The organism is Burkholderia sp. B21-005 (assembly GCF_020843965.1).
Classification (GTDB): Bacteria; Pseudomonadota; Gammaproteobacteria; order Burkholderiales; family Burkholderiaceae; genus Burkholderia; species Burkholderia ambifaria.
The window spans coordinates 3,020,945-3,044,560 of sequence record NZ_CP086302.1 but is presented as its reverse complement, the minus strand read 5'-3'; the positions used below and the strand labels follow the sequence as shown (position 1 = coordinate 3,044,560).

Here is a 23,616-nt window from a genome sequence, read left to right as displayed (position 1 = left end):
TTTCAATGAAATTGTCGTTCACCAACTACGCATTGGCCATTCGGGCTATCGGTTTATGCGCATAAACGAAGGAGAGATGCCGGATGGCGGCAGTGGCGAGAAGCAAGATTGCCGGGCGTCGATGATGAGCGGAGCGAGCTTCGCGCAGGCTGACGTTTCGGGACGCGCATCGAGATGCCGATCGTTGAGATGTATCAGGACCTGCCCTTCCGCTTGTTGAGGGAAGGCGCTGCCGAGATGGCGGCTGAGTTTGTGCGCATAAACTTCCGCGGTACCGGAGAGCATCTCCGGGTCGGTGTCCTCGGTGTGAGCGCGAGCCCGAACGATGAACTCTGCGCTGCTCGGGGTGACGGAATACGCGTCGTGTGTAGCGACACCGCGTTGACTCTCTCGCCTGCCTTTATGCGCATAAACCATCGCGAGGATCTGCAGCCTTTCGCGGTCGCACGTCGTTACGCGTGGCATAAAAGTCGACCACACGACGATGACCGGAACACCATCGCGGATCGCCGTGCTGATTACTCGACGCATCGATGTGCATGAGCCGGCTGCGGATATCAGTGGACCGCCCCGCCCCGGGAAGCGACAACTTTATGCGCATAAACCCAGCGACAGATAAACCGTACGGCGGTCCGCCGGGTCGTAGCGTGCAGTACGCCATAGCGATGCGCCGTGCCATTCCCCCCCGCTATTCGCCAGCAAAGACGGCTCAGGTATCGCCCCCGCGCAATGCACTTTATGCGCATAAACGCATCACGGGCATCACGGGCATCACGGGCATCACGGGCATCACGGGCATCACGGGCATCACGGGCATCACGGGCATCACGGGCATCACGGGCATCACGGGCATCACGGGCATCACGGGCATCACGGGCTCCGCGGCACTACCGACCCCCCACACGTCACCCGAGTATTCAATTCCCCCCCACACGTGCGCCAAGACCTCACCGAAACGCCCCCAACCAGACTGGCTACAATACGGGCCTCTCCCATCCTGGCCTGAATGATGATCACGATCTATCACAACCCCCGTTGCTCGAAGTCCCGCGAGACGCTCGCGCTGGTCGAGGCGCTGAATACCACCGGCACGCCGGTGAATGTCGTCGAGTATCTGAAGACGCCGCCGACGGTCGAGGAACTGGAAACGCTGCATCGTCAGCTTGGTTGCCCGGTGCGCGACATGCTTCGCGATGGCGAGGAGCCGTACAAGACGCTGGATCTGGCACGCGGGAGTCTGACCGATGCGGAGGCCTACGAAGCGATTGCCGCTCATCCGATTCTGCTGCAGCGTCCGATCGTCGTGTATCGAGGCAAGGCAGCCATCGGCCGGCCGCCCGAGTCGGTGCGTGTGCTGTTCGAGTAATTGTTGTTCGGCGTATTTTTCTTATTGCGTCAGTCCGGCGCGAGCGTGCCGGATTGACCAACCGAATTCTCGTGCCGCGGCTCGCAGCGACAATCACCGAGCGAGCCGGATCGACACACCGGATTCACACACCGGATTCACACACCGGATTCACACACCGGATTCACACACCGGATTCACACACCGGATTCACACACCGGATTCACACACCGGATTCACACACCGGATTCACACACCGCCGGCGACTTCGCGTGCATTCCCGCCACCGGCACCGCACTCGATGACCGCGAGCGACCCGAGCGACCCGAGCGACCCGAGCGACCCGAGCGACCCGAGCGACCCGAGCGACCCGAGCGACCCGAGCGACCCGAGCGACCCGAGCGACCCGAGCGACCCGAGCGACCCGAGCGACCCGAGCGACCCGAGCGACCCGAGCGACCCGAGCGACCCGAGCGACCCGAGCGACCCGAGCGTCAACCCATCAACGTCGACAAGAACATCCCCGGGCAGCCGTCGCAACGCGTGACCGCAAACGACCCAGACCCAGCCGACTCACCCCCGACCATCTCCCGACGACGACCCATCCCGATCGTCACCCGCCCCATCCCCCACACCCCGCCCCGCCGCCGCCTGTGCCGCCGTCCGCAGCACCGCGATCTGCCCGCGATACGCGCGGCACCCGCCGCAAGCCGGCAGATGCACGCGCACCTGCAGGCGCTCATACAGCGTCAAGGACCGGTCGAGCGCATCCGACAGCAGTCGCGTCACATCCCTACATTTCCCCGGCAGCATCTTCGGTCGTCAGTCCTTTTTCGCTGAGGCAGGTGCGCAGGCGCGTGCGCGCCCGATACAGCAGCACGCTGCAATGGTTCGTCGTCAATGTCAGTTCGGTGCAGATGTCGTTGATCTCGACATCGAGGAATTCGCGCATCATGAACACGCGCCCGATGTGTTCCGGAAGATGATCGAGGCAGACCTGGAACAGCGTCCAGAACTGCTGTTGCTGCAATAGCGTCTCGGGGCGCGGCCACGGCCGCGGCTTCGTATGCGCGGCCCAGTGCCCGTTTTCCTTGAAGAGTTCGCGATCGAGCGCGGATTCGCCGTCGAGCTCCGCATCGAGCGCGGACAGGCTCACCGTCCGCTGCCGCGCGCGCAGGATGTCGATCAGCTTGTTGCGCAGGATCCCGAACACCCAGGTCTTGTGCGCGGACCGTCCCGCGAACTCGCCCGCGTGCGACCACGCGGCGGTCAGCGCTTCCTGCACGGCATCCTCGGCCGCATCGGCATCGCGCAGCTGGAGTCGCGCGAAGCGCAGCAGGTCGCGCCGCAGTTGGGTGAGATAGGGAGGATCGTCGTACGCGGACGGCATGGCGGGTCGGGAGCCTTACGAAGCGGAAGCAATCGCGTGCGCCACCGGGCGGGCGCGTTGCGAGCAGCTTACTGGGCGCAACGCCGTGCTGCAACGCATGTTCCGTCACGATTTCATGAAGCCGGCCGACGCGCTGCGCTATGCTTGCCGGAACCTTGCATCGCGTGGCGCGAAATCGCGATGCGGGCGGTTTGTAACATCAGACCATAACGGTCGAGTTATCCACAATTTCTGTGGAAAACCTTGTGGAAAGTCGGCCGGTCGGCCCCGTGGGACGGTTCACGGGCTGGCTTGCCTATAAACAGACCTTTGTCGCCTGTTTCGAATCAATCGATCCGATTTCTCACTCACCGGAAGGAGAAAGTCATGTCCTATCGTGTTGCCGTCGTCGTCGGCAGTCTGCGTCGCGGTTCCTGGAATCGCGCGCTCGCGCACGCCGTGATCTCGCTCGCCCCCGCCGATTTCTCGTTCGAATTCGTCGAGATCGGCGAGCTGCCGCTGTACAGCCAGGACTACGACACGGATTTTCCGGAAGTCGCGAAGCGCTTCAAGGAGTCGATCGAAGCGGCCGACGCGCTGCTGTTCGTCACGCCCGAGTACAACCGCTCGATTCCGGGCGTGCTGAAGAACGCGATCGACTGGGGCTCGCGCCCATGGGGGCACAACTCGTGGTCCGGCAAGCCGGGTGCCGTGCTCGGCACGTCGCCGGGTGCGACCGGCACCGCGCTCGCGCAGCAGCACCTGCGCAACGTGCTCGCGTATCTCGACGTGAAGACGCTCGCGCAGCCGGAAATGTTCATCAAGCACGACCCGGCGCGCATCGACGATCAGGGCCAGATCGTCAGCGAGGACACCCGCAAGTTCCTGCAGAGCTTCGTCGACCGCTACGTCGACTGGGTGCGCATGCTGAAGGCGGCCTGATCGCCGCACCGTTCGCGCTGCCGGCACCGGCCCGCGTGCCGCGGGTCAGGTGTTGGTGTGGCGCGCATCGCGCGCTTCGCGGATGCCGAGCAGGATCTCGTCGAGCAGCGCGATGTCGAACGGCTTCGACAGCACACGCACGTTGACGGTGCGCGTGCGGTCGAGTTCCTCCGCGTAACCCGTGACCAGGATCACGGGCAGCTTCCCCGGCCGCTTGTCGATCGCTTCGGCGAGATCGATGCCGTTCAGGCGGCCCGGCATGTGGATATCCGAGATGACCAGGTCGAACGCGTCGTTCGCGGCCGCGCCCTCGATCAGGCGCAACGCGTCGTCGGCGGTGGGCGCATAGGTCACGCGGTGCCCGAGCAGCGTCAGCAGCGCTTCGGTGCCGGCGGCGACTTCGCTGTTGTCTTCGACCAGCAGCACGTGCAGGCCCGCGAGCGCGCTCGTGTCGTGCGCGACGGCCGGCGGCCGCGCGACGATGTCCTCGACGCGTGCGCGCGGCAGGTAGAGGCGCACCGACGTCCCGGCGCCGACCGCGCTGTCGATCGTCGCCAGGCCGCCCGAGCGCTCGCAGAACGCGAACACCTGCGGCAGCCCGAGCCCGGTTCCCATCCCCTGCGCCTTCGTCGTGAACAGTGGCTCGAACGCGCGCGCGAGCACCTCGGGCGCCATGCCCGAGCCCGTATCGTCGAGCGAGATCTGCACGAAGTCGCCGGTCAGCGGAAAGCCGTCCTCGCGGCGCAGCGTCACGTTGCGCGCGCCGACCGTGAAGCGGCCGCCGATCGTCATCGCGTCGCGCGCGTTGACGGCGAGATTGATCACCGCGAGTTCGAGCTCGGCGACATCGACCCGGATCGGCCACACACCCGGTTCGATCGCGACGACCAGCGACGACTTCGAACCGAGCGACGTCTTCAGCAGTTCGCGGCACGTGCCGACCCATTGGCCGATGTCGATCGTCTCGTTGTGCAGCGGCTGCTTGCGCGCGACGCCGAGCAACTGGCGCGTGAGCGACTGGCCGTTCTTCAGCGCGCGTTCGATCGCGCCGAGTTCCTTGTCGAGATGCTGGACGCCGCGCCGCCGCGCGATCTGCACGTTGCTCGAGATGATCATCAGCAGGTTGTTGAAATCGTGCGCGACGCTGCCGACCAGGTTGCCGAGCGCCTGCATCTTGCGCGACTGCCGGTACGCCGATTCGATCGAGCGCCGCATCGACGCTTCCGCCTGCCAGCGATCCCAGGCCTCCTCTTCCGCCTTCAGCCGCTTCAGCGACAGCCAGATCACCGACCACAGCGCGATCGACGGCGCGAACATCGAGATGAACAGCACGCTCAGGTGTTCGTACCATTCGCGCCGGATCGCCGACGTGCGGTACGCGCAGGTCACGTACACGGGATAGCTGCCGACCTGGCGGTACGCGACGATCTCGCTGGCGCCGCCGTGGCGCACGCGTACGATGCCCGCGCGCGGATCGTTGCGTTCGTTGCCGAACGTGGTCGTGAGATCGGTATGCGCGAGCGACGGCGGCGGCGGATACGACGCGATCACCGCGCCGTCGGAGCGCGCGAGCGCCATCGTCATCGGCGTGGCCGCGCCGCCGAGGAGCTCGCGGTAGAACGAATTGAAGTACGACGATTTCAGCGCGATCGACACCATCCCGGCGAACGAGCCGTCGCTATGCCGTCGCGCGACGCCCGTGTTGAACACGGGGATGTTCTCGAGCTTGAGCGGCCCCATCATCAGCCGCGAGATATGTTCGATGACCTTGCCGTCGCGAATGCCGGCGAAGTCGTCGCGGTTCGCGATCGACGCATAGGGCGCCGGATAGTAGAGGCTGTTCGCGAGCAACATGCCGCTCGCGCCGAAGATCGACACCGCGGCCACCTGCGGATAGCCGCCGCCGATCGTGTTCAGCGCTTCGTGGATGTCGGATTCCTGGCGGCGCACGGCGACGTCGTCCATGTCCTGCACGAGGTCGACGATGCGCGCATCGAGCGTCTCGGTGAGGTCGAACACCTTGAGCGCATGCTCCTCGGCGACCCGCACGGTGCGCATCGTCACGTCACTCGCCGCGGCTTCGCGTGCCTTCAGGTCGTTGTACGCCATGACCGACACGTAGATGCACGGCAGCACGATCGCCGCGACCAGCAGCACGATCAGCGTCACGCGCCGGACCGCGAAATCGTGCTCGGGCGCGCCGGCCGAATAGCTGCCGCCATCCTGCCAGTCGTCGGCAGGTGTGGAGGCGGGCGGATGGGAGTCGGCGGGACGTTTGGACGTCATTGAAGAAAGCGGGTCAAGCTGCGGTGTTCAATCATAAACGAGTTGCGCCCGCCCGCCGTACCCGGCGCAGTGGGGCAACCTGGTGATTCCGACAGGGGTAAACCGAAAGATTGAAAACGCTATGAATCCGGCAGCGCAAACGTACACAAAGAAAAATTTTGCGTGCTTATCTCGAAAATGGTCGCGCCTGTTTTCGGAATACCGGGGGATTGGATCGATTTTGTTCGAAATGGTGAATATGGCGAGTTGCACCGCCTCCGGTTTACTCAGAGAATCGCGCCTTGCTTTCCCTATGACAGATATATGCGCCCGCCGGCGTTTGCGGCGCGGTGTGTCGCGTGCCTCGTGCGCGGCGCCCGCGCGCGGCCGCACGGTGGCTGCCAGCGCCTGATTGCATGGCGCCTCAAGAAGCGCGCCGCGCGGTCGTTAACGCGAGAGAGACCATTCCGAATACCGCTTCGCTGCCATGCCTTTGCCGATCGTGATCGCCGACGACTCTTTGCTCGCTCGCAAACTTCTGACAAAGGCACTGCCGGGAGACTGGGACGTCGATGTCGCGTATGCGGCGAATGGTCGCGAGGCGCTGGCGCTCTATCGTGACGGCAAAGCTTCCGTAATGTTTCTGGACCTGACGATGCCCGACATGAACGGCTATCAGGTGCTGGAGACACTGCGCCACGAAGATCTGAACACGTTCGTGATCGTGGTATCCGCCGATATCCAGCCGCAGGCGCAAGCACGCGTGCGCGAGTTGGGCGCGATCGCATTCGTTGCCAAGCCCGTGACGTCGGAGGCGTTGCTGCCCATTCTCAAGGAGTATGGGTTGTATGCCTGAATCGGTGTTCACGGCGGAGCAACGCGACGCGTTGCAGGAAATCGCCAACCTCGCGATGGGCCGCGCCGCCGCACGGCTCGCGCTGCTGCTCGGACATTTCATCGAATTGTCGGTACCGCGCGTGCGCGTCGTGAAGGCCGCCGATGCGGGCGACGCGCTGCGCGAGATGACGGGCATCCGCGAAAACGTGACGGCCGTGCGCCAGGGCTTTCGTTCCGACATCAAGGGCGAGGCGATCGTGCTGTGTCGCAGCGCGGGCGTCGCGCGGCTCATGTCGCTGATGGACCGCACGTTCGGCGACGGCGTGTATGCCGGCATGGCGACGCAGGACGAGATCGTGTTCGATGTCGCGAACGTGCTGATGAGCGCGTGCGTCTCGTCGATCCTCGACGAACTCGGCCGCAAGCCCGTGTTTTTCCCGCCGGGGCTGCTCGGCGCGAACGTGTCGTTCGATGACGTGTTCCAGCCGAACGCGCTCGCATGGAGCGTCGCGCTGCTGCTCGAAGTGAATTTCGGACTCGAGGATCACGCGTTCCGCGCACATTTCGTGATGCTGATGGCCGAGGATTCGATCCGGCTCATGGGCGACGCACTCGACGCGTTGCTGTCCGCGCTATGACCGCTATTACTACCCGCCCCACCACCGCCACCGCCGCGGCGTTGAGCGACCTCGTGATCGAACGGGTGGGCTTCGGCCTGTTCGTGCTCGACCGCTCGATGACCGTGCTGATGTGGAATCGCTTCATGCAGGACCACACCGGCATCCCGGCTGCCGACGTGATCGGCCGCAACCTGTTCGACTGCTTTCCGGAGCTGCCGCGCGCGTGGCTCGAACGCAAACTGGAGAGCGTGTTCCAGCTCGGCAGCTTCGCGTTCAGCTCGTGGGAGCAGCGGCCCTACCTGTTTCGCTTCGAGCACGACCGGCCGATCACCGGCGGCGTCGACTACATGCAGCAGGACTGCACGTTCATGCCGCTCACGCGCGGCCGCGAAGTCGAGGCCGTCTGCGTGACGATCTCGGACGTCACGCACGTGAGCGTGATGCAGCGCGAGCGCGAGGAAGCGGTCGCGAAACTGCGCGAGCATGCGAACCGCGACGGCCTCACCGGCATCGCGAACCGGCGCTTCTTCGAAGCGCGGCTCGGCGACGAGTTCGCACGCTGGCAGCGCTACGGCGGCGACCTGTCGATGCTGCTGTTCGACCTCGACCACTTCAAGACGATCAACGACCGGTTCGGGCATGCGGCCGGCGATGCGGTATTGCGCGAGACGGCGCGCCGCGTCGCGTCGATCGTGCGCGCACAGGATACGTTCGGCCGCTTCGGCGGCGAGGAATTCGCGCTGCTGCTGCCGTGCACGAATCTCGACGAGGCGATGCGGGTGGCCGACAAGGTGCGCGACGCGAGCGCGACGGTGGGCGCGACGGCGCCCGACGTGCTCGTCAACGAGGCCGACACCGCGCTCTATCGCGCGAAGCGGCTCGGGCGCGACCGGTCGATCGCGTATACGTGAGCGCTGCGTGACCGTTGCGGCGCCGTGCCGGCGCCGCGCGTCGTTCAGCTTTTCGCGATATCCACCAGCACGCCCGCCAGCACGGCCGGCTGCGACACGAACGGCGAATGACTGCTGTCGAGCTGGTGCACGTGCGTCGGATTGCCGGGCACGAACGCGTCGGCTTCGTCGATGAAGCGCTGCTGCAGCGCGGGCAGGATCACGCGATCCTCCAGGCACTTGATGTAGTGACGGTCGATCGCGCCCCAGCGCGCGGCGGTCGTCGGGATCGCGGTCGCGAACGGCGCGGCCGGCACGTCGCAGGTCATCAGGTTCGCCATCGCCTCGAAGTCGGCCTGCGCCGCGTCGTCGTACAGCGCGCGCTTCGCCAGCGCGCGATACGCGGCATCGCCGCTGCGCGGATCGATCCGCAGCGCGCCGGCGACGCGCGGGCTCGCGAGCATCAGCGGGGCCAGCATTTCGCCCTTGTTCTCGGGCGCGCGCACGTAGTCGAGGCCCGGCACGCCCGACGCGGGCATGAACGCGGCGAGATAGACGATCTTCGCGATCTTCTCCGGCGCGCGTTCCGCCGCGGCCGTGATCGCGAGGCCGCCCATGCTGTGGCCAACCAGCACGACCTTGCCGCGGCCGAGCGCGTACGCGTCGTCGACGGCCTGCATCACCTGCGTCGCGTAATCGTCGAGCGTGGTATTCGCGACCGGCGACGGCTCGGCGCCGAAGGCGTCCTTGTCGAGCGGCCGTTCGAGATAGGACGCGGGAAAGCGGGCGTTGATGCCGTGTGCGGGCAGGTCGCGCGCGATCGACAGGTAGCCGCGCTCGGCCAGCGCGGCCGCGACGTGCGCGTAGCACCATGCACCGTGCCACGCGCCGTGCACCAGCACGAAAACGGGATGGTCGGATGGCGCGGTGGCGGTTACGTTCGTCTCCATGGTGTCCGTCTTTTTCGAGAAAGATGTTCATCTTAGACGAAGCCGCGTGGCCGAAACTGCGCGCGGCAAAGTGGGCACGCGCAGGCCGACCGTGCGCGTGCTCGCACCGGTCGCCGCGACGAGGCCCTTTTGTCTCGTACAGGCCACATTTCGTTCCGATCTGATTTGAATTTGCACCGAAGCGCGCTAATTTGACGCTTTGCTTCCGATGGCGCCCCATGAACGTCGACTACCTTTTCTACCGGCGGCCTGACAAGCCTGGCCCCTATTCCCTCGACGACCTGGGCGAGATCACGCCGCCGATCGGCCCGAGCGACGTGGTGCGCGCGGGCATCACCCGCGTGTTCGACCAGCTCGACTGGCACGAGTCGCCCGATGTCCCGGGCGCGTGGTTCGGCACCGGCGGCCCGTCGTTCCAGTTCACGGCGGAGCCCGACGGCTGCGTGACGAGCTTCATGGGCTCGCGGCTCGAACGCCGCTCGGTGCTGCAGCTGACCCGCGAAATGGGGCTCATCGCCCTCGATCTGCAGCGCGACATCGTCTACGGCTGACGCGTGGGCGACGCCGTTCCCCGCCGGGGCCGGCCGCACCAGCTCCCGCCGGCCTTTGCGCGGCCCGCCGGGCGCGGCACGGGTCCGCCATCGAACTTCAAAGATTGCTATACTTTCGCCCAATTCCGGCTTCCGGCCGGTAATTTGTGCCTGTCTGCGTCGATCGTTCGCATATCTCGCACGCATTTGACGCCCTGACCAACCCAGCCGGGCATGGCTTCTTCAATCGCCCCGCGTGGGCGTCTCCGTGGAGCTCGTCTTGGCCGTTTCCAATCTCGTCGTGGACGAACAAGAAACCGACGCCGCTGCCGTCACATCGGGCAGTTCTTTCTATTTGGCGATGCGCATCCTGCCGGCGGTGCAGCGCGACGCGATGTTCCAGGTCTACGCGTTCTGCCGCGCGGTCGACGACATCGCCGACAGCGACCTGCCGCGCGCCGAGCGCAACGCGGGCCTCGATCGCTGGCGCGCGGACATCGACGCGTGCTTCGCCGGCCAGCCGCCGCGCCATCTGGTCGCGCTCGAGCGCGAGATCCGCGCGTTCGACCTGAAGCGCGAGGATTTCCACGCGATGATCGACGGAATGGCGATGGACGCCGCCGAGGACATCTGCGCGCCGGACGAACCGACGCTCGACCTGTTTTGCGATCGCGTGGCGAGCGCGGCCGGCCGTCTGTCGGTGAGGATTTTCGGGATCCCGGAAGCGGAAGGCATCGCGCTGTCGCACCACCTCGGCCGCGCATTGCAGCTGACGAACATCCTGCGCGACATCGACGATGACGCGGCGATCAACCGCTGCTACCTGCCGCGCGAGCTGCTCGCGCGCGAAGGCATCGCGATCACCGATCCGGCGACGATCGTGCGCGACCCGGCGCTGCCGCGCGTCTGCGCGACGCTCGTCGAGCGCGCGCTCGAGCATTTCCGCGCGGCGGACGCCGTGATGGATACCTGCACGCGTGCGCAGGTGAAGGCGCCGCGCATCATGTCGGGCGCGTATCGCTGCATTCTGGAGGCCGCGATCGCGCGTGGCTTCGCCGCTCCGCGCGCGCCGCTGCGCAAGCCGAAGGCGCGCATGCTGATGATCGCCGCGCGTTACGCGCTGTTCTGAGCCGATGCCCAGAACCGTCCACGTGATCGGTGCAGGACTCGCGGGCCTGTCGGCCGCCGTCGAGCTGCAACGTCGCGGGCGGCGCATCGTGCTGCACGACGCGCATGCGCACGCGGGCGGCCGCTGCCGCTCGTGGTTCGACGGGACACTGAACACGACGCTCGACAGCGGGCTGCATCAGGTTTTCGCGGGGCAGCCCGCGACGCAGCGCTACCTGCGTGCGATCGGCGCGGCCGATCAGCTCACGGGGCCCGCGCTGCCTGAATGTCCGGTGGCCGACGTCGCGTCGCAGCAGCGCTGGACGCTGCGCTTCGGCAACGGGCGCTGGCCGTCGTGGCTGTTCGACGCCGCGTCGCGCGCGCCGGGCACCACGCCGCTCGACTACCTCGCGCTGGCCTCGCTCGCGTTCGCGCGCACCGGCCGCTCGCTCGCACAGACGATGCGATGCGACGGCGTGCTGTGGGATCGTTGGCTGCGCCCCTATTTCCTCGGGGTGCTGAACGTCGAGCCGCGCCACGCGAGCGCTGAGCTCGCGCGCGCGGTGCTGTGCGGCACGTTTGCCGCGGGCGGCCCGGGCTGCCGCCCGCTCGTCGCGCGCCACGGGCTCGGCAGCGCATTCGTCGAACCGGCGCTGCGGATGCTGCAGCACGGCGGCGCGCAGATCCGGCTGAACTCGCGGCTCGACGCGTTCGAATTCGGCGCGCACGGCAATGCGGTCGATGCGGTCACGGTCGGCGGCGAGCGCGTGGATCTCGCGCCGGGCGACGCGATCGTGCTCGCCGTGCCGCCCGAGGTCGCGCAGCCGCTCGTCCCGGATCTCACCGCGCCCGACACGTTCAGCGCGGTCGTGACCGCGTACTTCGCGGTCGACGCACCGGCCGGCGGCCCGCCGCAGACGACCGTCGTCAACGGCGTCGTCGATGCGGTGCGCGCCGGCGGCGGCATGCTCGCGGCGACGATCCGCGACGCGGGCCGCTGGCTCGACATGCCGCGCGACGCGCTCGCGCGGCGCATCTGGGAAGACGTCGCGCGCGTGAGCGGCGCGAACCCGGAAACGATTCCCGCGTGGCAGCTCGTCGTCGAGCCCCGCGCAGGCTTTGCGGCGGTGCCGTCGCAGGAAATGAAACGTCCGGCCGCGCGTACGCGCTGGACCAATCTCGTGCTGGCGGGCGACTGGATTGCCACCGGCTTGCCCGCCACGATCGAGGGCGCGATCCGTTCCGGCCAGCTGGCCGCGGACGTGCTCCAGACACAGTAAGTAACAGAGGGACCGATGAACGATCTCACCGAAATGGCTACCCTGTCCGCCGGCACCGTGCCGGCCGGGCTCGACGCCGCCGTCGCCAGCGCGACCGACGCGCTGCTGGCCGCGCAGAACGCGGACGGACACTGGGTCTACGAACTCGAGGCCGACTCGACGATTCCCGCCGAATACGTGCTGCTCGTCCACTATCTCGGCGAGACGCCGAACCTCGAGCTCGAACAGAAGATCGGCCGCTATCTGCGCCGCGTCCAGCAGGCCGACGGCGGCTGGCCGCTGTTCACCGACGGCGCGCCGAACATCAGCGCGAGCGTGAAGGCGTATTTCGCGCTGAAGGTGATCGGCGACGACGAGAACGCCGAGCACATGCAGCGCGCGCGCCGTGCGATCCACGCGATGGGCGGCGCCGAGATGTCGAACGTGTTCACGCGGATCCAGCTCGCGCTGTACGGTGCGATTCCGTGGCGCGCGGTGCCGATGATGCCGGTCGAGATCATGCTGCTGCCGCAGTGGTTCCCGTTCCACCTGTCGAAGGTGTCGTACTGGGCGCGTACCGTGATCGTGCCGCTGCTGGTGCTCAACGCGAAGCGTCCGATCGCGAAGAACCCGCGCGGCGTGCGCATCGACGAGCTGTTCGTCGACCCGCCCGTCAACGCAGGGCTGCTGCCGCGCCAGGGCCACCAGAGCCCCGGCTGGTTCGCGTTCTTCCGCGTGGTCGACCATGCGCTGCGCGCGGCCGACGGCCTGTTCCCGAGCTACACGCGCGAACGCGCGATCCGTCAGGCCGTGTCGTTCGTCGACGAGCGCCTGAACGGCGAGGACGGCCTCGGCGCGATCTATCCGGCGATGGCCAACGCGGTGATGATGTACGACGTGCTCGGCTATGCGGAAGATCATCCGAACCGCGCGATCGCGCGCAAGTCAATCGAGAAGCTGCTCGTCGTGCAGGAGGACGAAGCGTATTGCCAGCCGTGCCTGTCGCCGGTGTGGGACACGTCGCTCGCCGCGCATGCGCTGCTCGAGACCGGCGAGGCGCGCGCCGAGGAGGCCGTGATCCGCGGCCTCGAATGGCTGCGCCCGCTGCAGATCCTCGACGTGCGCGGCGACTGGATCTCGCGCCGCCCGCACGTGCGACCCGGCGGCTGGGCGTTCCAGTATGCGAACCCGCACTACCCGGACGTCGACGATACGGCGGTGGTCGCGGTGGCGATGGACCGCGTGCAGAAACTCAAGCACGACGACGCGTTTCGCGATTCGATCGCGCGTGCGCGCGAGTGGGTCGTCGGGATGCAGAGCAGCGACGGCGGCTGGGGCGCGTTCGAACCGGAAAACACGCAGTACTACTTGAACAACATTCCGTTCTCGGATCACGGCGCGTTGCTCGATCCGCCGACGGCCGACGTGTCGGGCCGCTGCCTGTCGATGCTGGCGCAGCTCGGCGAGACGCCGCTGAACAGCGAGCCGGCGCGCCGAGCGCTCGACTACATGCTGAAGGAGCAGGAGCCGGACGGCAGCTGGTACGGCCGCTGGGGGATGAACTACGTGTACGGCACGTGGACGGCCCTGTGCGCGTTGAACGCCGCGGGCCTGACGCCGGACGATCCGCGCGTGAAGCGCGGCGCGCAGTGGCTGCTGTCGATCCAGAACAAGGATGGCGGCTGGGGCGAGGACGGCGACAGCTACAAGCTGAACTACCGCGGTTTCGAGCAGGCGCCGAGCACCGCGTCGCAAACGGCCTGGGCGCTGCTCGGGCTGATGGCGGCCGGCGAGGTGAACAACCCGGCCGTCGCGCGCGGCGTCGAGTACCTGATCGCCGAGCAGAAGGAACACGGGCTGTGGGACGAGACGCGCTTCACGGCGACGGGCTTCCCGCGCGTGTTCTATCTGCGTTACCACGGCTATCGCAAGTTCTTCCCGCTGTGGGCGCTCGCGCGCTATCGCAACCTGAAGCGCGACAACGCCACGCGCGTGACGTTCGGGCTGTAACGCGTGGCGCCGACGCAGCATAACGGCACGTTGCCCGTCATCGCCGTCACGGGGATGGCGTTCGAGGCACGCATCGCGCGCGGTCAAGGCGTCGAGGCCGTGTTCGCCGCGCGCGCCGACCGGCTCGAGCGTGCGCTGGCCGAGGCGACCGCGCGCGGTTGCGCGGGCATCGTGAGCTTCGGCACGGCGGGCGGGCTCGCGCCCGACCTCGCGCCCGGCGCGCTCGTGATCGCGGACGCGATCGACGGGCCGTTCGGCCGCGTGCAGACCGATCCGGCCTGGAGCGCGCGGCTCGTCGCCGCGCTGCACGACACGCCGGTGTGGGCGCGCGTCACGCGCGGCACGATGGCGGCGGTCAGCGCGCCGGTGGTCAGCGAGCAGGAAAAGATCTCGCTGCATCGCGCGAAGGGCGCGCTCGCCGTCGACATGGAGTCGCATATCGCCGCGGCCTTCGCGGCGTCGCGCGGCGTGCCGTTCGCGGTGTGCCGCGCGATCGTCGACCCGGCGTGGCGCACGCTGCCGCGCGCGGCGACGGCCGGCCTGCGCGACGACGGCAGCACCGCGATCCTGCCGATCCTGCGCGAACTGCTGAAGCAGCCGTCGCAGCTCGGCCCGCTGCTGCAGGTCGCCGGTGACGCGCGCGCGGCGCGCACGACGCTGATCCAGGCGCGGCACGCATTCGAGCGTGCGGGCGCGATGCGGATCGTCTGAGCGGCGTTCGCCGCTTCTCCTCTTCCCCTTCTTTTCTCGTCCGCGGACGCAAAAAAAAGAGCGCTGCATGATGCAGCGCTCTTCGGCTTTCCGGCGGATTCCGGGTCGCGTTACTGCGCGGCCGGACTGCTCGCGGGCAGGGTCGGCATCGCCGGCGCGATCGGCGCGCCGTTGGCGGCCGGCGCCGTCGTCGAACCAGCCGATGCAGCCGCAGGGGCTGCCGCCGGTGCGGCAGCAGGCGCGCTTGCGGGCGTCGCGCCGTCGGCACCCGGATCGTCGTACTGCGGCAACCCCGGCGCGGCCGGCGCGGTGTTCGGCGCCATGCCCGATGCGCCGCCCGCCTCACCCGGATCCTCGTAGTTCGGCAAGCCCGGCACGGCCGGCGTGGCCGCCGGCACCGCACCCGACTCGCCCGGCTCGGTGTAGTTCGGCGGCGCGGCCGAGGCCGACTGGCCGCGATACGTCAGCGACTTGCGCTGCTGCAGATACGCGTCGCGGACGAACGAGTACGGATCGAGCGCCGCCTGCTTCAGCAGGTCGGTCGCGCCGAGCAGATCCGAACGCGCACTGATGAACTGCGCGATGTACATCGGATTGCGCGCGGCCGGCTCGATGTAGTTCAGCAGGTTGAAGCGGACGTCCACCGCGCGGCCGACGCCGTCGCGGATCGTGCTCGGCCCGAACACGGGCAGCACGAGGTACGGGCCGGACGGCATGCCCCAGCGCGCCATCGTCAGCCCGAAATCCTGGTGATGCTTCGGCAGCCCGGCCGGCGTCGCGATGTCGATCAGGCCGGCCACGCCGAACAGCGAGTTCATCGCCACGCGCATCAGATCCTGCGTCGCATCGGTGATGCGCAACTGCAGCAGGTTGTTCGCCATGTTGCCGAGATCACCGAGGTTCGAGAAGAAGTTGCTGATCGCGGTGCGCATCGGCGTCGGCGTGATCTTCTGGTAACCCTTCGCGATCGGCACGGCGATGTTCGTGTCGACCGTGTCGTTGAACTTGTACATCGCCCGGTTCATCGGCTCGAGCGGGTCGTTGGGGTTGCGGTTCGGGCCCGTCGCGCAGCCGCTCAGCACCGCGCTGGCAGCGACGGTCGCCGCAATGATTCGCACCTTATTCATTATTTCCTTGCGATTGGTTCTGGGCGCGTTTGACGCGCGGTTTGCCCATCAGGACGGGCTGAAACACCACGGCGCCGATCAGGGTGCAGGTCAACGCCAGCGCGAGCAGCTTGCCCATGCTCGACGTGCCCGGATGATGTGACAGCCACAGGCTGCCGAAGGCGGTTGCCGTCGTCGCGGCGCTGAACAGCACCGCGTGCGTGAGGCTCGAGTGCAGCAGGCCGGTCTGCCCCGCGCGCCACGCCATCACGAAGTACACCTTGAACGCGACGCCGACGCCGAGCATCAGCGGCAGCGCGATGATGTTCGCGAAGTTCAGCGACATGCCGAGCAGGACGCACATCTCGAGCGTCACGAGACCCGACACGAGCAGCGGCACCAGTGTGCGCAGCACGTCGCCGAAGCGACGCAGCGTGATCCACAGCAGGATCGTGATCGAGATGATCGACCACAGCGCCGCATGCAGGAACGCGTTGATGATCGTGTCGGCCGAATGCAGGATCGAGATCGGACCGCCGGTCGCGCCCGGCTCCGCGGCCTTCACCGCCTTCGCGAAGCGGCGCAGCATCGTGTCGTCGTTCGGGTCGACGCCCTTCGGCACCTTCGGCGAAATCTGCACGAGCGCATGGCCGTCCGGCGCGACCCAGTCGCGCACGATCTGCGGCGGCAGCGATTCGCGCGTGACGTCCTGCGGCTGCAGCAGCGTCGCGAGCTGGTTCAGCGCGATGCGCAGCGTGTCGGAGAACGCGCGTTCGGCGCGATCGCGCGTCGCGCTGTCGGCGGCGGCGAGCTTCGCGAGCGATGCCGACAGATGCTGGGCGGCGGCCGCGCCCGGGCCCGGGTGATCTTCCGCCGCGTAGCCCAGCAAGTTGGACACGCGCTTGAGCGCGGCGACGCGCTGCGCGTCGGTCGCGTTCGGCGCGGCCGGCTGCGTGAGCGCGGGCAGCAGCTCGCTCGCGGCCGCGGCGATCGCTGCGCGCTTGGCCGGCTGGTCGGCCGGGACGAAGGTCGTGAGCGTCGTCGTGCGGCCGACTTCCGGCAGCGCGTCGAGGCGCTTCGCGGCCGTGTCGGCCTCGGCGAGCGACGGCGCGAGCAGCGTGACGTCGTTGACGGCCGCTTCGGGCGAATCCTTCAGCGCGAGCAGCGTCGCCATCGATTCGCTGTGCGGATCCTTCAGGTGCAGCGGGTTGAAGTCGAAGTGCAGGAACGCGAGCAGCGGCAGCGCGCCGATCACGACCGCGAGCGTGCCGATCAGGATCGGCTTGCGATGGCGATCGAGGAAGTCGTCGACCGGTGCGAGCCACGGAAAGCCCGGCGTTTTCGATTCGCCCGGCGGCGCGAACAGGCGCAGCAGCGCGGGCAGCAGCGTGAGCGTGGTCAGCAGCGCGACGAACATCCCGACGCCCGCGATCAGGCCGAGCTCGGATACGCCGCGATAGGCGGTGGGGATGAACGAGAAGAAGCTCGCCGCGACCGCCGCGGTGGCGAGCGCGAGCGGCATGCCCATCGAGTGCGCGGCACCGATCAGCGCGTGATCGATGCGTTGATCGCGGAAGCGTTCCTCGCGGTACTTCACGCCGTACTGGATCGAGAAGTCGACGCCGAGGCCGACGAACAGCACCATGAACGCGACCGAGATCATGTTCAGCGAACCGACCATCGCGAGGCCGAGCGCGGCCGTCACGACGAGGCCGACGAACAGCGTGACGAGCACCGAGCCGATCATCCGCTTCGAGCGCAGCGCGAGCCACAGGATGACGAGCACGGCGAGCAGCGTGAGCGCGCCGTTGAGCGCGGCGCCGTCTTCCACCGACGCGAATTCGTCGTCGGCGAGCGGCTGTTCGCCGGTCAGGCGCACGACCGCGCCGTAGCGTTGCTCGAGGCCGAGCGCTTGCGCGGTGTCGCGGATCACCTGGGTCGTTTCCGCACCGGCCTTCAGCGCGCCGTAGTTCACGACCGGCTGCACGGTGACGAACGCGCGGGCGGGCTGGCGCGCGGCATCGCTGTCGACCAGCCCGCGCCACGAGAACGCGGCCGGCTTGCCGGCCAGCACGTCGTCGACCGTCGCGGCGCTGCGCGCGAGCAGCTTCGCCATCGCGGGCAGCTTCACCTGGCCGGTGAGGAGCGGCTGGCCGAGCGTGGTGGACAGCGTGGTCGCGAGCCCGGTGAGGCTCGGGTTCTTCGCGAGTTCGTTGACGAGCGGACGCGCGCTCGCGAGCTGCGAGGTGGTGTCCGACACTTCCTGCGGCGACAGGAACAGCAGCCCGTTGTGCTCGAAGAACGGGCCGCCGCCGGGTTCGGCGACCTGGCCGATCCGGCCGGCGTCGGCCTGCTTCTGCAGCGCTTCGGTGAGCGCGTGCGCGGCGGCCGTCGCGAATTCGGGGGCCGGCGCCTCGACCACCGCGAGGATCGTGCCGTTGCGTTGCGGGAAGGCCTTGTCGACGGCCTTGCCGAGCGCGGCCCACTGCGGTTCCGCGTCGACCAGTTTGCTGATGTCCGTGTTGATCTTGAAGTGCTGCGCGACATAGACGCCGCTGAAGACGGCAATGACGAGCGACAGCACGACGACCCAGACGGGGCGGCGTACCGACAATGCGACGAGTCGGACGATGAGAGATGTCACCATGTGGCGGTGGGATGGGGCTGGCAAGGGCAAAACAACGAGTATACCGGCGCCGCGTGACGTCGGTCGCAACGTTGGAGCATGAAGGGGCGGGAAGGATATTTGCTCGGTGGCGAAGGAATCGGCCCGAACGATCGGACCATTGGTAAGCGGATATTTACATAATCGGCCCGGATCGTGCCGCGGCGGCGCTCCTGTGACAAAAGGGGCTCAAAGGTAACAGTCGGTCACCGCGCGGCAGGCGGGCGTGCGGGCCGCTATACTTCGACCCACCGGCCGATGCAATCGACGCAAACCGCCGGCCGTTTTTTTCTCATCGAGTGCGATATCCGTATGAAACGTCATCTGTTTGCTTTCGTCGCGGCGGCCGCCGTGTCGGTTTCCGCTTTCGCGCAGAGCGCGCCGGTCGACATCGTCCGCAATGCGGTCGAGGGCACCGTCAACGCGATGAAGGCCGATCCGGCTGCACGCGGCGGCGACATGGCGAAAATCACGCAAGTCGTCGAGCAGCGCTTCCTGCCGGTGACGAACTTCGAGCGCACGACCCGCATCGCGGTCGGCGATGCCTGGAAGCAGGCGACGCCGCAACAGCAGCAGGAACTCTACAAGCAGTTCAGGGTGCTGATGACGCGCACCTATGCCGCATCGCTCGCGCAGCTCGGCAGCCAGGACGCGAAGTTCTCGTTCAAGGCCGGCGGCGCGTCGGGTGCCGATGCGCTGGTGCAGTCGACGGTCACGACGCCGGGCGACAGCCAGTCGGTCGGTTACCGGCTCGGCAAGGTCGGCAGCGACTGGAAGATCTACGACATCGACATGTCGGGCGCGTGGCTGATCCAGGTCTACCAGGGGCAGTTCAAGAGCCAGCTCGCAACGGGCGGCATCGACGGCCTGATCGCGTATCTGCAGAAGCACAACTCGCGGACGAACTGACGGTCGCTCGCTGCCCCATTTGGATCGGCATGCATGGCGGGCGCCCTCGGGGCGCCTTTTCCATTCGTAGGTCAGTCGAGCGATAGAGCGGCGTCCGCGACTGTGCGACGGTGACTCAGCGAATCACATACGAGGCGAGAAAAAAACAGCATCGTTGGAGTAACCAACGTGCTCAGCGAGCACAGCACCGTTTGCCGTGTCGCGCGTCGGCGTCCCATACGCCAGCCGGCGAAGGCAAATCCAAGCGATGGCCCAAGCAGAAAACCGATTAGCAGTGCAGCAAGCGGCCACGGCGGTGAGCAGAGATCGATCTCATGACAACCATCGCCCCCGGAAGGCAGTCGCAAGCCGATCCAGCATGCGAGCCAAGTCGTGATCAGGCCAGCGATCCAGTACAGAAGCGGAAAGCCGACGCGTCTCATTTGGTCGGGTAGCGAGCGGATTTCCTGCGAGTCACGATAATCGCGCCGGCCGTCGCAAAAATTGCAATCAGCCCGCCCCATCCGAGAAAAAATAGATTCGCGATCTCGGGATTCGTATCGAAAAGGCTTCCCTCGCCACGCAGGACGAATGCACCGTAAACGTAGAGTGCTCCCCAGCAGATCATTGTCGCGAGCGCTCCACCGACAAGTGCGCCTACTACTATAGTCACGAGTTTCATTTGACGGGAAAAAACAAGATGGTTTTCGAATTTCGGAAATCCGACCAGATGCCCGGCAGGACTATATTCCATGAAATTCGCACGCCTGATCCGAAGCCCGTGAGTTTGCTCCCGTTCCAGAGGTCGACGTGACCGCCGCTCAAGTTGTCAGGTGAGTCGCCGTCCTGCAGCCAATAGCCGTCAAAGAATACGATTCCGGTCCGACCGGATACCTTACTCGCCCAATTCGGTCCCGTTATATTCTCGGGAGCCAGTACGCCCGCGATCGGCCGCAGTTTCAACCACTCAGCGAACTCGTATGCGCGCGTGGCGGTCGGTTTGCCCGCGAGCAGAAGACGACCCAGCGTCGGTTTGCCCGGCATCGGCCGAACCCGCTTCCGCGAAAACGACTTCATTGCGATGCCGACCTTGTGAAGCGTCACACTCATCCGGATCGCGCACTGGTTCTTGTACTGTCCGTTCGGATCGTCGTATGGGTTTCCGTGCGCGTAGTTGTTCCATAGCTCGGAAAATGTCACCGACTTCAGTTCGACCTCCTTGTGCGAGTTTTGCACGGCGGTTGTCGTCACGACTGTTTTTCCATTCGGCATTACACGTCCCCGTTCGATCTTGCGAGCGCTTCGTCGCCCCAATAGATCGCGTACTCGTCCTTGCCGCTCGTATGGATGCGCGGCAGGTATCCGGTGCTGTCGAGTCGGCCGGAGTGAACGCGCCCGTCCGCGGTTTCGATGATGTAGGGATAGTCAGGAGAGGCGCCGTTTCCGGTGGCGCGAACGCATTCGTCGTAGACGCACGCAGCCACGGTCTTGACGTTGCCTTCCCGATTCATTCCGGAGAAAACGACGCTCGCCGCTTCCGCTAGGTCGTCGCACCATGAATTGCCGGAGAGCACCGCGACGATGCGTGGCGGTGTCGAGCATCGACATCGAACGATGTCGCCATCGGCCGCCGTTTCGCCCATGAATTCGATGCGCTTCGGACCGCCGGTCTTGGCGATCTGCCCGGTGCTCTCGCACGCTGCGCAGAATGCGAGGCCGCCGATCAGCGCAACCTGATGCCCGGCGTCGCCGAACGTGAATGTCGGCCCCGCGTACGCAAGAATGTGTCCCCCGGTCTCCAGCTCGTCGCCGACAACGGCGATGCGGCGCATCATGATTTCGCTCCTCGATTCGCGTCACCGATATCTGCAGGTGATGCCGACTGCCGCAAGACGAGTTCACGCACGTGTCATGCGAATCACGAGCACGATGCTCGTTTCGGCAAGCGAAAGGATTCCATTACCCTCGGGGTGAGGTCGATTGGACAAGTATGAAATTGGAAGGTGAATTGCGTCCGGCGCGAGCAATCAGGAGACTGCCCTATCGCCGCCGATGCTCGACCGCGAACTTGATCAGCTCCGCCTGCCCCTCGATCTCGAGCTTGCGTTTCAGATTCAGCCGATGGGTTTCCACCGTGCGGACCGACAGCCCCGTTTGCTGCGCGATCTGCTTGCTCGACAGCCCCTCGGCCAGCGCGTCGAGGATGTCGCGTTCGCGCGGCGTCAAGCGGTCGAGTGGCGACGCGGTCGCACTCGCCTGGATCATCCGCGCGGCGAGCCCTTCGCTGAAGAACGTCTGCCCGACCAGCACCGCGCCGATCGCGCGGACGATCTCGCTCGCCGGCGAATCCTTCAGCAGGTAGCCGCTCGCGCCGGCGCGCACGGCCTGCGTCACGTACTCGATGTTGTCGTGCATCGACAGCATCAGCACGCGAATCCCCGGAAAGCGCTCGTGGAACACGCCGGCGAGCGCGATGCCGTTCATCCCGTTCATGCCGACGTCCATCAGCGCGAGATCGGGCTCGAGCGACGCGGCAAGCGCGAGCGCTTCGTCGGCGTTGCCGGCTTCGCCGACCACGGACAGGTCGGCTGCCTCGAGCCGCATCCGCAGGCCGTCGCGCACCAGCGGGTGGTCGTCGACGAGCAGCAGTCGGGCGGCGGGCCGGTCAGTGTCGGGGGCGCTCATGGGCAAAGGTCTCCGGTTAGGGTGGTGCTCGTCAGGCGGCGCGCAGCGGCACGCGCGCGGCCACGACAGTGTGGCCGACCTGCGACGCGATCGTCAGCGTGCCGCCGAGCGCGTCGAGGCGCTCGCGCATGTTGCGCAGACCGATGCCGCGGCGCGCATCGGTCTGGGTCCGCTCGGCATCGAACCCGCAGCCGTTGTCGGCGATGGTCAGCCTGACGGCATGCGCGCCGACGTCGAGCGTGACGGCCGCGCGCGACGCCTGCGCATGATGCACGATGTTGCTGAGCGCTTCCTGTGCGATCCGGAACAGCGCCGTATTGACCGGCGCGGGCAACGGCCGCGCGCCGCTGTGCGCAACCTGCGTATAGCCGATGTCGATGCCGCTCTCCGCGCCGAGTTCGCGCACGAGCTGCTCGAGCGCGGCCGCGAGGCCGAGATCGTCGAGCATCGCCGGGCGCAGCGCATGCGAGATGCGCCGCACTTCGCGCAGCGTGTCGCCGAGCCGTCCGACACCCGTCGCGAGCGCCTGCTCGGCTTCGGGCATGCGCGTCGCGCCGCGCTCGAAACGCGCGAGCGCGGACTCGAGCATCAGCTTCGCGGACACCATCATCTGGCTGATCCCGTCATGCAGCTCGCGCGACAGCCGCTCGCGCTCCTGCTCCTGCGATTCGACGACGCGCTGCGCGAGCTGCTTGAGCTTCGCATCGGCGCTGCGCGATTCGCTGACGTTCAGCACCAGCGCGCAGACGGCGATCACCGCCGCGCCGGTCAGCGCGATCGCGGTGAGCCAGCTCATCGTGCGCTCGATGTTCGCGGACGCGCGCGCGTCGATGCGTTGCAGCGCGGTGTCGACGTCGTCGAGATAGATGCCGGTGCCGACCATCCAGCCCCAGCGTTCGAGCGCGACGACGTAGCCGAGCTTCGGCGCGACCTTGCCCGTCGACGGCCGCTGCCACGCGTAGCGCACGTAGCCGCCGCCGTGCGATGCGGCGCCGATCAGCTGCTGGATCGTCAGCGCGCCCTGCGGGTCGCGCATCGACCAGAAGTTGTGGCCGACGCGCTCGGGCTCGCGCGGATGCATCAGCGAATTGCCGTGCAGGTCGTATACGAAGAAATAGCCGTCGGGGCCGAAATCCATCTTCTGCAGCATCGCGAGCGCCTGCGTGCGCAGCAGCCCGTCGTCGCGCGCATTGCGGCCGCTCGCGTCGTACAGCGGCATGATCGCGCTCGTCGCCAGTTCGACGTAATGCTTCAGCTCGACTTCCTTGCTCGACAGGTAGGCGGCCTGGATCGTCGCGTGCTGCGTGCGCGCGAGCGACGTCGCCTGCTGACGCACGCCGAAGCCGATGCCGGCGATCGCGAGCAGGAACGGCACGATGGCCAGAAGGAAAATCTTTGCCTTGAGTCTCATGGTGGTGCGAAGCATGCGCGGGCCGG

General features: G+C 67.0%; 25 protein-coding genes. 12 read left to right on the top strand and 13 right to left on the bottom strand.

Annotation, left to right across the window (positions count from 1 at the left end):
• Window positions 1-45 precede the first annotated feature (45 nt).
• Both LMA02_RS30155 and LMA02_RS35345 read right to left on the bottom strand, forming a co-directional pair.
• On the bottom strand, window positions 46-531 hold the full coding sequence (locus LMA02_RS30155; RefSeq protein ID WP_228908686.1) for a hypothetical protein: 486 nt from the start codon (window positions 529-531) through the stop codon (window positions 46-48).
• A 205-nt stretch (window positions 532-736) separates the two neighbouring features.
• Window positions 737-871 carry a hypothetical protein gene (locus LMA02_RS35345; protein WP_267478985.1) on the bottom strand — a complete coding sequence of 45 codons (135 nt, stop codon included), beginning with the start codon at window positions 869-871 and terminating at the stop codon, window positions 737-739.
• A gap of 138 nt (window positions 872-1,009) precedes the next feature.
• Between LMA02_RS35345 and arsC the strand changes: the two genes are divergently transcribed.
• The gene (gene arsC / locus LMA02_RS30150) at window positions 1,010-1,366 is read left to right on the top strand and encodes an arsenate reductase (glutaredoxin) (protein ID WP_175660153.1); all 357 of its coding nucleotides are present in this window, start codon (window positions 1,010-1,012) and stop codon (window positions 1,364-1,366) included.
• 280 nt (window positions 1,367-1,646) lie between these two features.
• A complete protein-coding gene (locus LMA02_RS30145) occupies window positions 1,647-1,892 on the top strand; it encodes a hypothetical protein (protein WP_228908685.1) in 246 nt (81 codons plus the stop codon).
• 26 nt (window positions 1,893-1,918) lie between these two features.
• On the opposite strand, the gene LMA02_RS30140 is transcribed toward LMA02_RS30145, so the two are convergent.
• Both LMA02_RS30140 and LMA02_RS30135 read right to left on the bottom strand, forming a co-directional pair.
• The gene (locus LMA02_RS30140) at window positions 1,919-2,158 is read right to left on the bottom strand and encodes a zf-HC2 domain-containing protein (RefSeq protein ID WP_228908684.1); all 240 of its coding nucleotides are present in this window, start codon (window positions 2,156-2,158) and stop codon (window positions 1,919-1,921) included.
• Window positions 2,139-2,735 carry an RNA polymerase factor sigma-70 gene (locus tag LMA02_RS30135; RefSeq protein WP_006751665.1) on the bottom strand — a complete coding sequence of 199 codons (597 nt, stop codon included), beginning with the start codon at window positions 2,733-2,735 and terminating at the stop codon, window positions 2,139-2,141. The genes LMA02_RS30140 and LMA02_RS30135 overlap by 20 nt, the downstream gene beginning before the upstream one ends.
• Window positions 2,736-3,101: 366 nt before the next feature.
• Here LMA02_RS30135 and LMA02_RS30130 point away from each other — a divergent pair, with 366 nt between their 5' ends.
• On the top strand, window positions 3,102-3,656 hold the full coding sequence (locus LMA02_RS30130) for an NADPH-dependent FMN reductase (protein ID WP_228908683.1): 555 nt from the start codon (window positions 3,102-3,104) through the stop codon (window positions 3,654-3,656).
• A gap of 45 nt (window positions 3,657-3,701) precedes the next feature.
• Here the strand turns inward: LMA02_RS30130 and LMA02_RS30125 are convergent, their stop codons facing one another.
• The gene (locus LMA02_RS30125; protein WP_228908682.1) at window positions 3,702-5,942 is read right to left on the bottom strand and encodes a hybrid sensor histidine kinase/response regulator; all 2,241 of its coding nucleotides are present in this window, start codon (window positions 5,940-5,942) and stop codon (window positions 3,702-3,704) included.
• A 466-nt stretch (window positions 5,943-6,408) separates the two neighbouring features.
• Between LMA02_RS30125 and LMA02_RS30120 the strand changes: the two genes are divergently transcribed.
• The 3 genes from LMA02_RS30120 to LMA02_RS30110 are packed head-to-tail and all read left to right on the top strand — an operon-like array spanning window position 6,409 to window position 8,289.
• Window positions 6,409-6,777 carry a response regulator gene (locus LMA02_RS30120; RefSeq protein WP_040138947.1) on the top strand — a complete coding sequence of 123 codons (369 nt, stop codon included), beginning with the start codon at window positions 6,409-6,411 and terminating at the stop codon, window positions 6,775-6,777.
• Window positions 6,770-7,396, top strand: a complete 627-nt coding sequence (locus LMA02_RS30115; protein WP_166726258.1) for a chemotaxis protein CheC — start codon at window positions 6,770-6,772, stop codon at window positions 7,394-7,396. The genes LMA02_RS30120 and LMA02_RS30115 overlap by 8 nt, the downstream gene beginning before the upstream one ends.
• On the top strand, window positions 7,393-8,289 hold the full coding sequence (locus LMA02_RS30110) for a GGDEF domain-containing protein (protein ID WP_228908681.1): 897 nt from the start codon (window positions 7,393-7,395) through the stop codon (window positions 8,287-8,289). The genes LMA02_RS30115 and LMA02_RS30110 overlap by 4 nt, the downstream gene beginning before the upstream one ends.
• A 44-nt stretch (window positions 8,290-8,333) precedes the next feature.
• Here the strand turns inward: LMA02_RS30110 and LMA02_RS30105 are convergent, their stop codons facing one another.
• Window positions 8,334-9,218 (bottom strand): alpha/beta fold hydrolase, encoded by an 885-nt coding sequence (locus LMA02_RS30105; RefSeq protein WP_228908680.1) that lies wholly within the window; start codon window positions 9,216-9,218, stop codon window positions 8,334-8,336.
• Between the two features lie 218 nt (window positions 9,219-9,436).
• Between LMA02_RS30105 and LMA02_RS30100 the strand changes: the two genes are divergently transcribed.
• From LMA02_RS30100 to LMA02_RS30080, 5 genes are all read left to right on the top strand, one after another.
• Window positions 9,437-9,769, top strand: coding sequence for a hypothetical protein (locus LMA02_RS30100; protein WP_228908679.1), 333 nt, complete (start codon window positions 9,437-9,439; stop codon window positions 9,767-9,769).
• A gap of 259 nt (window positions 9,770-10,028) precedes the next feature.
• Entirely contained in the window at window positions 10,029-10,877 is an 849-nt protein-coding gene (gene hpnD, locus LMA02_RS30095; RefSeq protein ID WP_006751673.1) for a presqualene diphosphate synthase HpnD, read from the top strand.
• A 4-nt stretch (window positions 10,878-10,881) separates the two neighbouring features.
• Window positions 10,882-12,135, top strand: coding sequence for a hydroxysqualene dehydroxylase HpnE (hpnE, locus tag LMA02_RS30090; RefSeq protein WP_228908678.1), 1,254 nt, complete (start codon window positions 10,882-10,884; stop codon window positions 12,133-12,135).
• A 15-nt stretch (window positions 12,136-12,150) separates the two neighbouring features.
• On the top strand, window positions 12,151-14,124 hold the full coding sequence (gene shc / locus LMA02_RS30085) for a squalene--hopene cyclase (protein WP_228908677.1): 1,974 nt from the start codon (window positions 12,151-12,153) through the stop codon (window positions 14,122-14,124).
• 3 nt (window positions 14,125-14,127) lie between these two features.
• The gene (locus tag LMA02_RS30080; RefSeq protein ID WP_228908676.1) at window positions 14,128-14,835 is read left to right on the top strand and encodes a phosphorylase; all 708 of its coding nucleotides are present in this window, start codon (window positions 14,128-14,130) and stop codon (window positions 14,833-14,835) included.
• A 110-nt stretch (window positions 14,836-14,945) separates the two neighbouring features.
• Here LMA02_RS30080 and LMA02_RS30075 read toward each other — a convergent pair whose 3' ends face one another.
• Together LMA02_RS30075 and LMA02_RS30070 are read right to left on the bottom strand one after the other, a co-directional pair.
• Window positions 14,946-15,962 carry a VacJ family lipoprotein gene (locus tag LMA02_RS30075; RefSeq protein WP_228908675.1) on the bottom strand — a complete coding sequence of 339 codons (1,017 nt, stop codon included), beginning with the start codon at window positions 15,960-15,962 and terminating at the stop codon, window positions 14,946-14,948.
• Window positions 15,955-18,588, bottom strand: a complete 2,634-nt coding sequence (locus tag LMA02_RS30070; protein WP_228908674.1) for an MMPL family transporter — start codon at window positions 18,586-18,588, stop codon at window positions 15,955-15,957. Before LMA02_RS30070 ends, LMA02_RS30075 begins: the two co-directional genes overlap by 8 nt.
• A 330-nt stretch (window positions 18,589-18,918) precedes the next feature.
• Between LMA02_RS30070 and LMA02_RS30065 the strand changes: the two genes are divergently transcribed.
• Window positions 18,919-19,515, top strand: coding sequence for an MlaC/ttg2D family ABC transporter substrate-binding protein (locus LMA02_RS30065; RefSeq protein WP_043174297.1), 597 nt, complete (start codon window positions 18,919-18,921; stop codon window positions 19,513-19,515).
• 418 nt (window positions 19,516-19,933) lie between these two features.
• On the opposite strand, the gene LMA02_RS30060 is transcribed toward LMA02_RS30065, so the two are convergent.
• From LMA02_RS30060 to LMA02_RS30040, 5 genes are all read right to left on the bottom strand, one after another.
• Entirely contained in the window at window positions 19,934-20,122 is a 189-nt protein-coding gene (locus LMA02_RS30060; protein WP_006753204.1) for a hypothetical protein, read from the bottom strand.
• 50 nt (window positions 20,123-20,172) lie between these two features.
• The gene (locus tag LMA02_RS30055) at window positions 20,173-20,766 is read right to left on the bottom strand and encodes a type VI secretion system amidase effector protein Tae4 (protein ID WP_228908673.1); all 594 of its coding nucleotides are present in this window, start codon (window positions 20,764-20,766) and stop codon (window positions 20,173-20,175) included.
• Complete coding sequence (locus tag LMA02_RS30050) at window positions 20,766-21,329, bottom strand: PAAR domain-containing protein (protein WP_228908672.1); 564 nt, start codon at window positions 21,327-21,329, stop codon at window positions 20,766-20,768. Before LMA02_RS30050 ends, LMA02_RS30055 begins: the two co-directional genes overlap by 1 nt.
• A 205-nt stretch (window positions 21,330-21,534) precedes the next feature.
• A complete protein-coding gene (locus tag LMA02_RS30045; protein WP_228908671.1) occupies window positions 21,535-22,179 on the bottom strand; it encodes a response regulator in 645 nt (214 codons plus the stop codon).
• Window positions 22,180-22,210: 31 nt separating this feature from the next.
• Window positions 22,211-23,590, bottom strand: coding sequence for a cache domain-containing protein (locus LMA02_RS30040; RefSeq protein WP_228908670.1), 1,380 nt, complete (start codon window positions 23,588-23,590; stop codon window positions 22,211-22,213).
• Window positions 23,591-23,616: the final 26 nt, after the last annotated feature.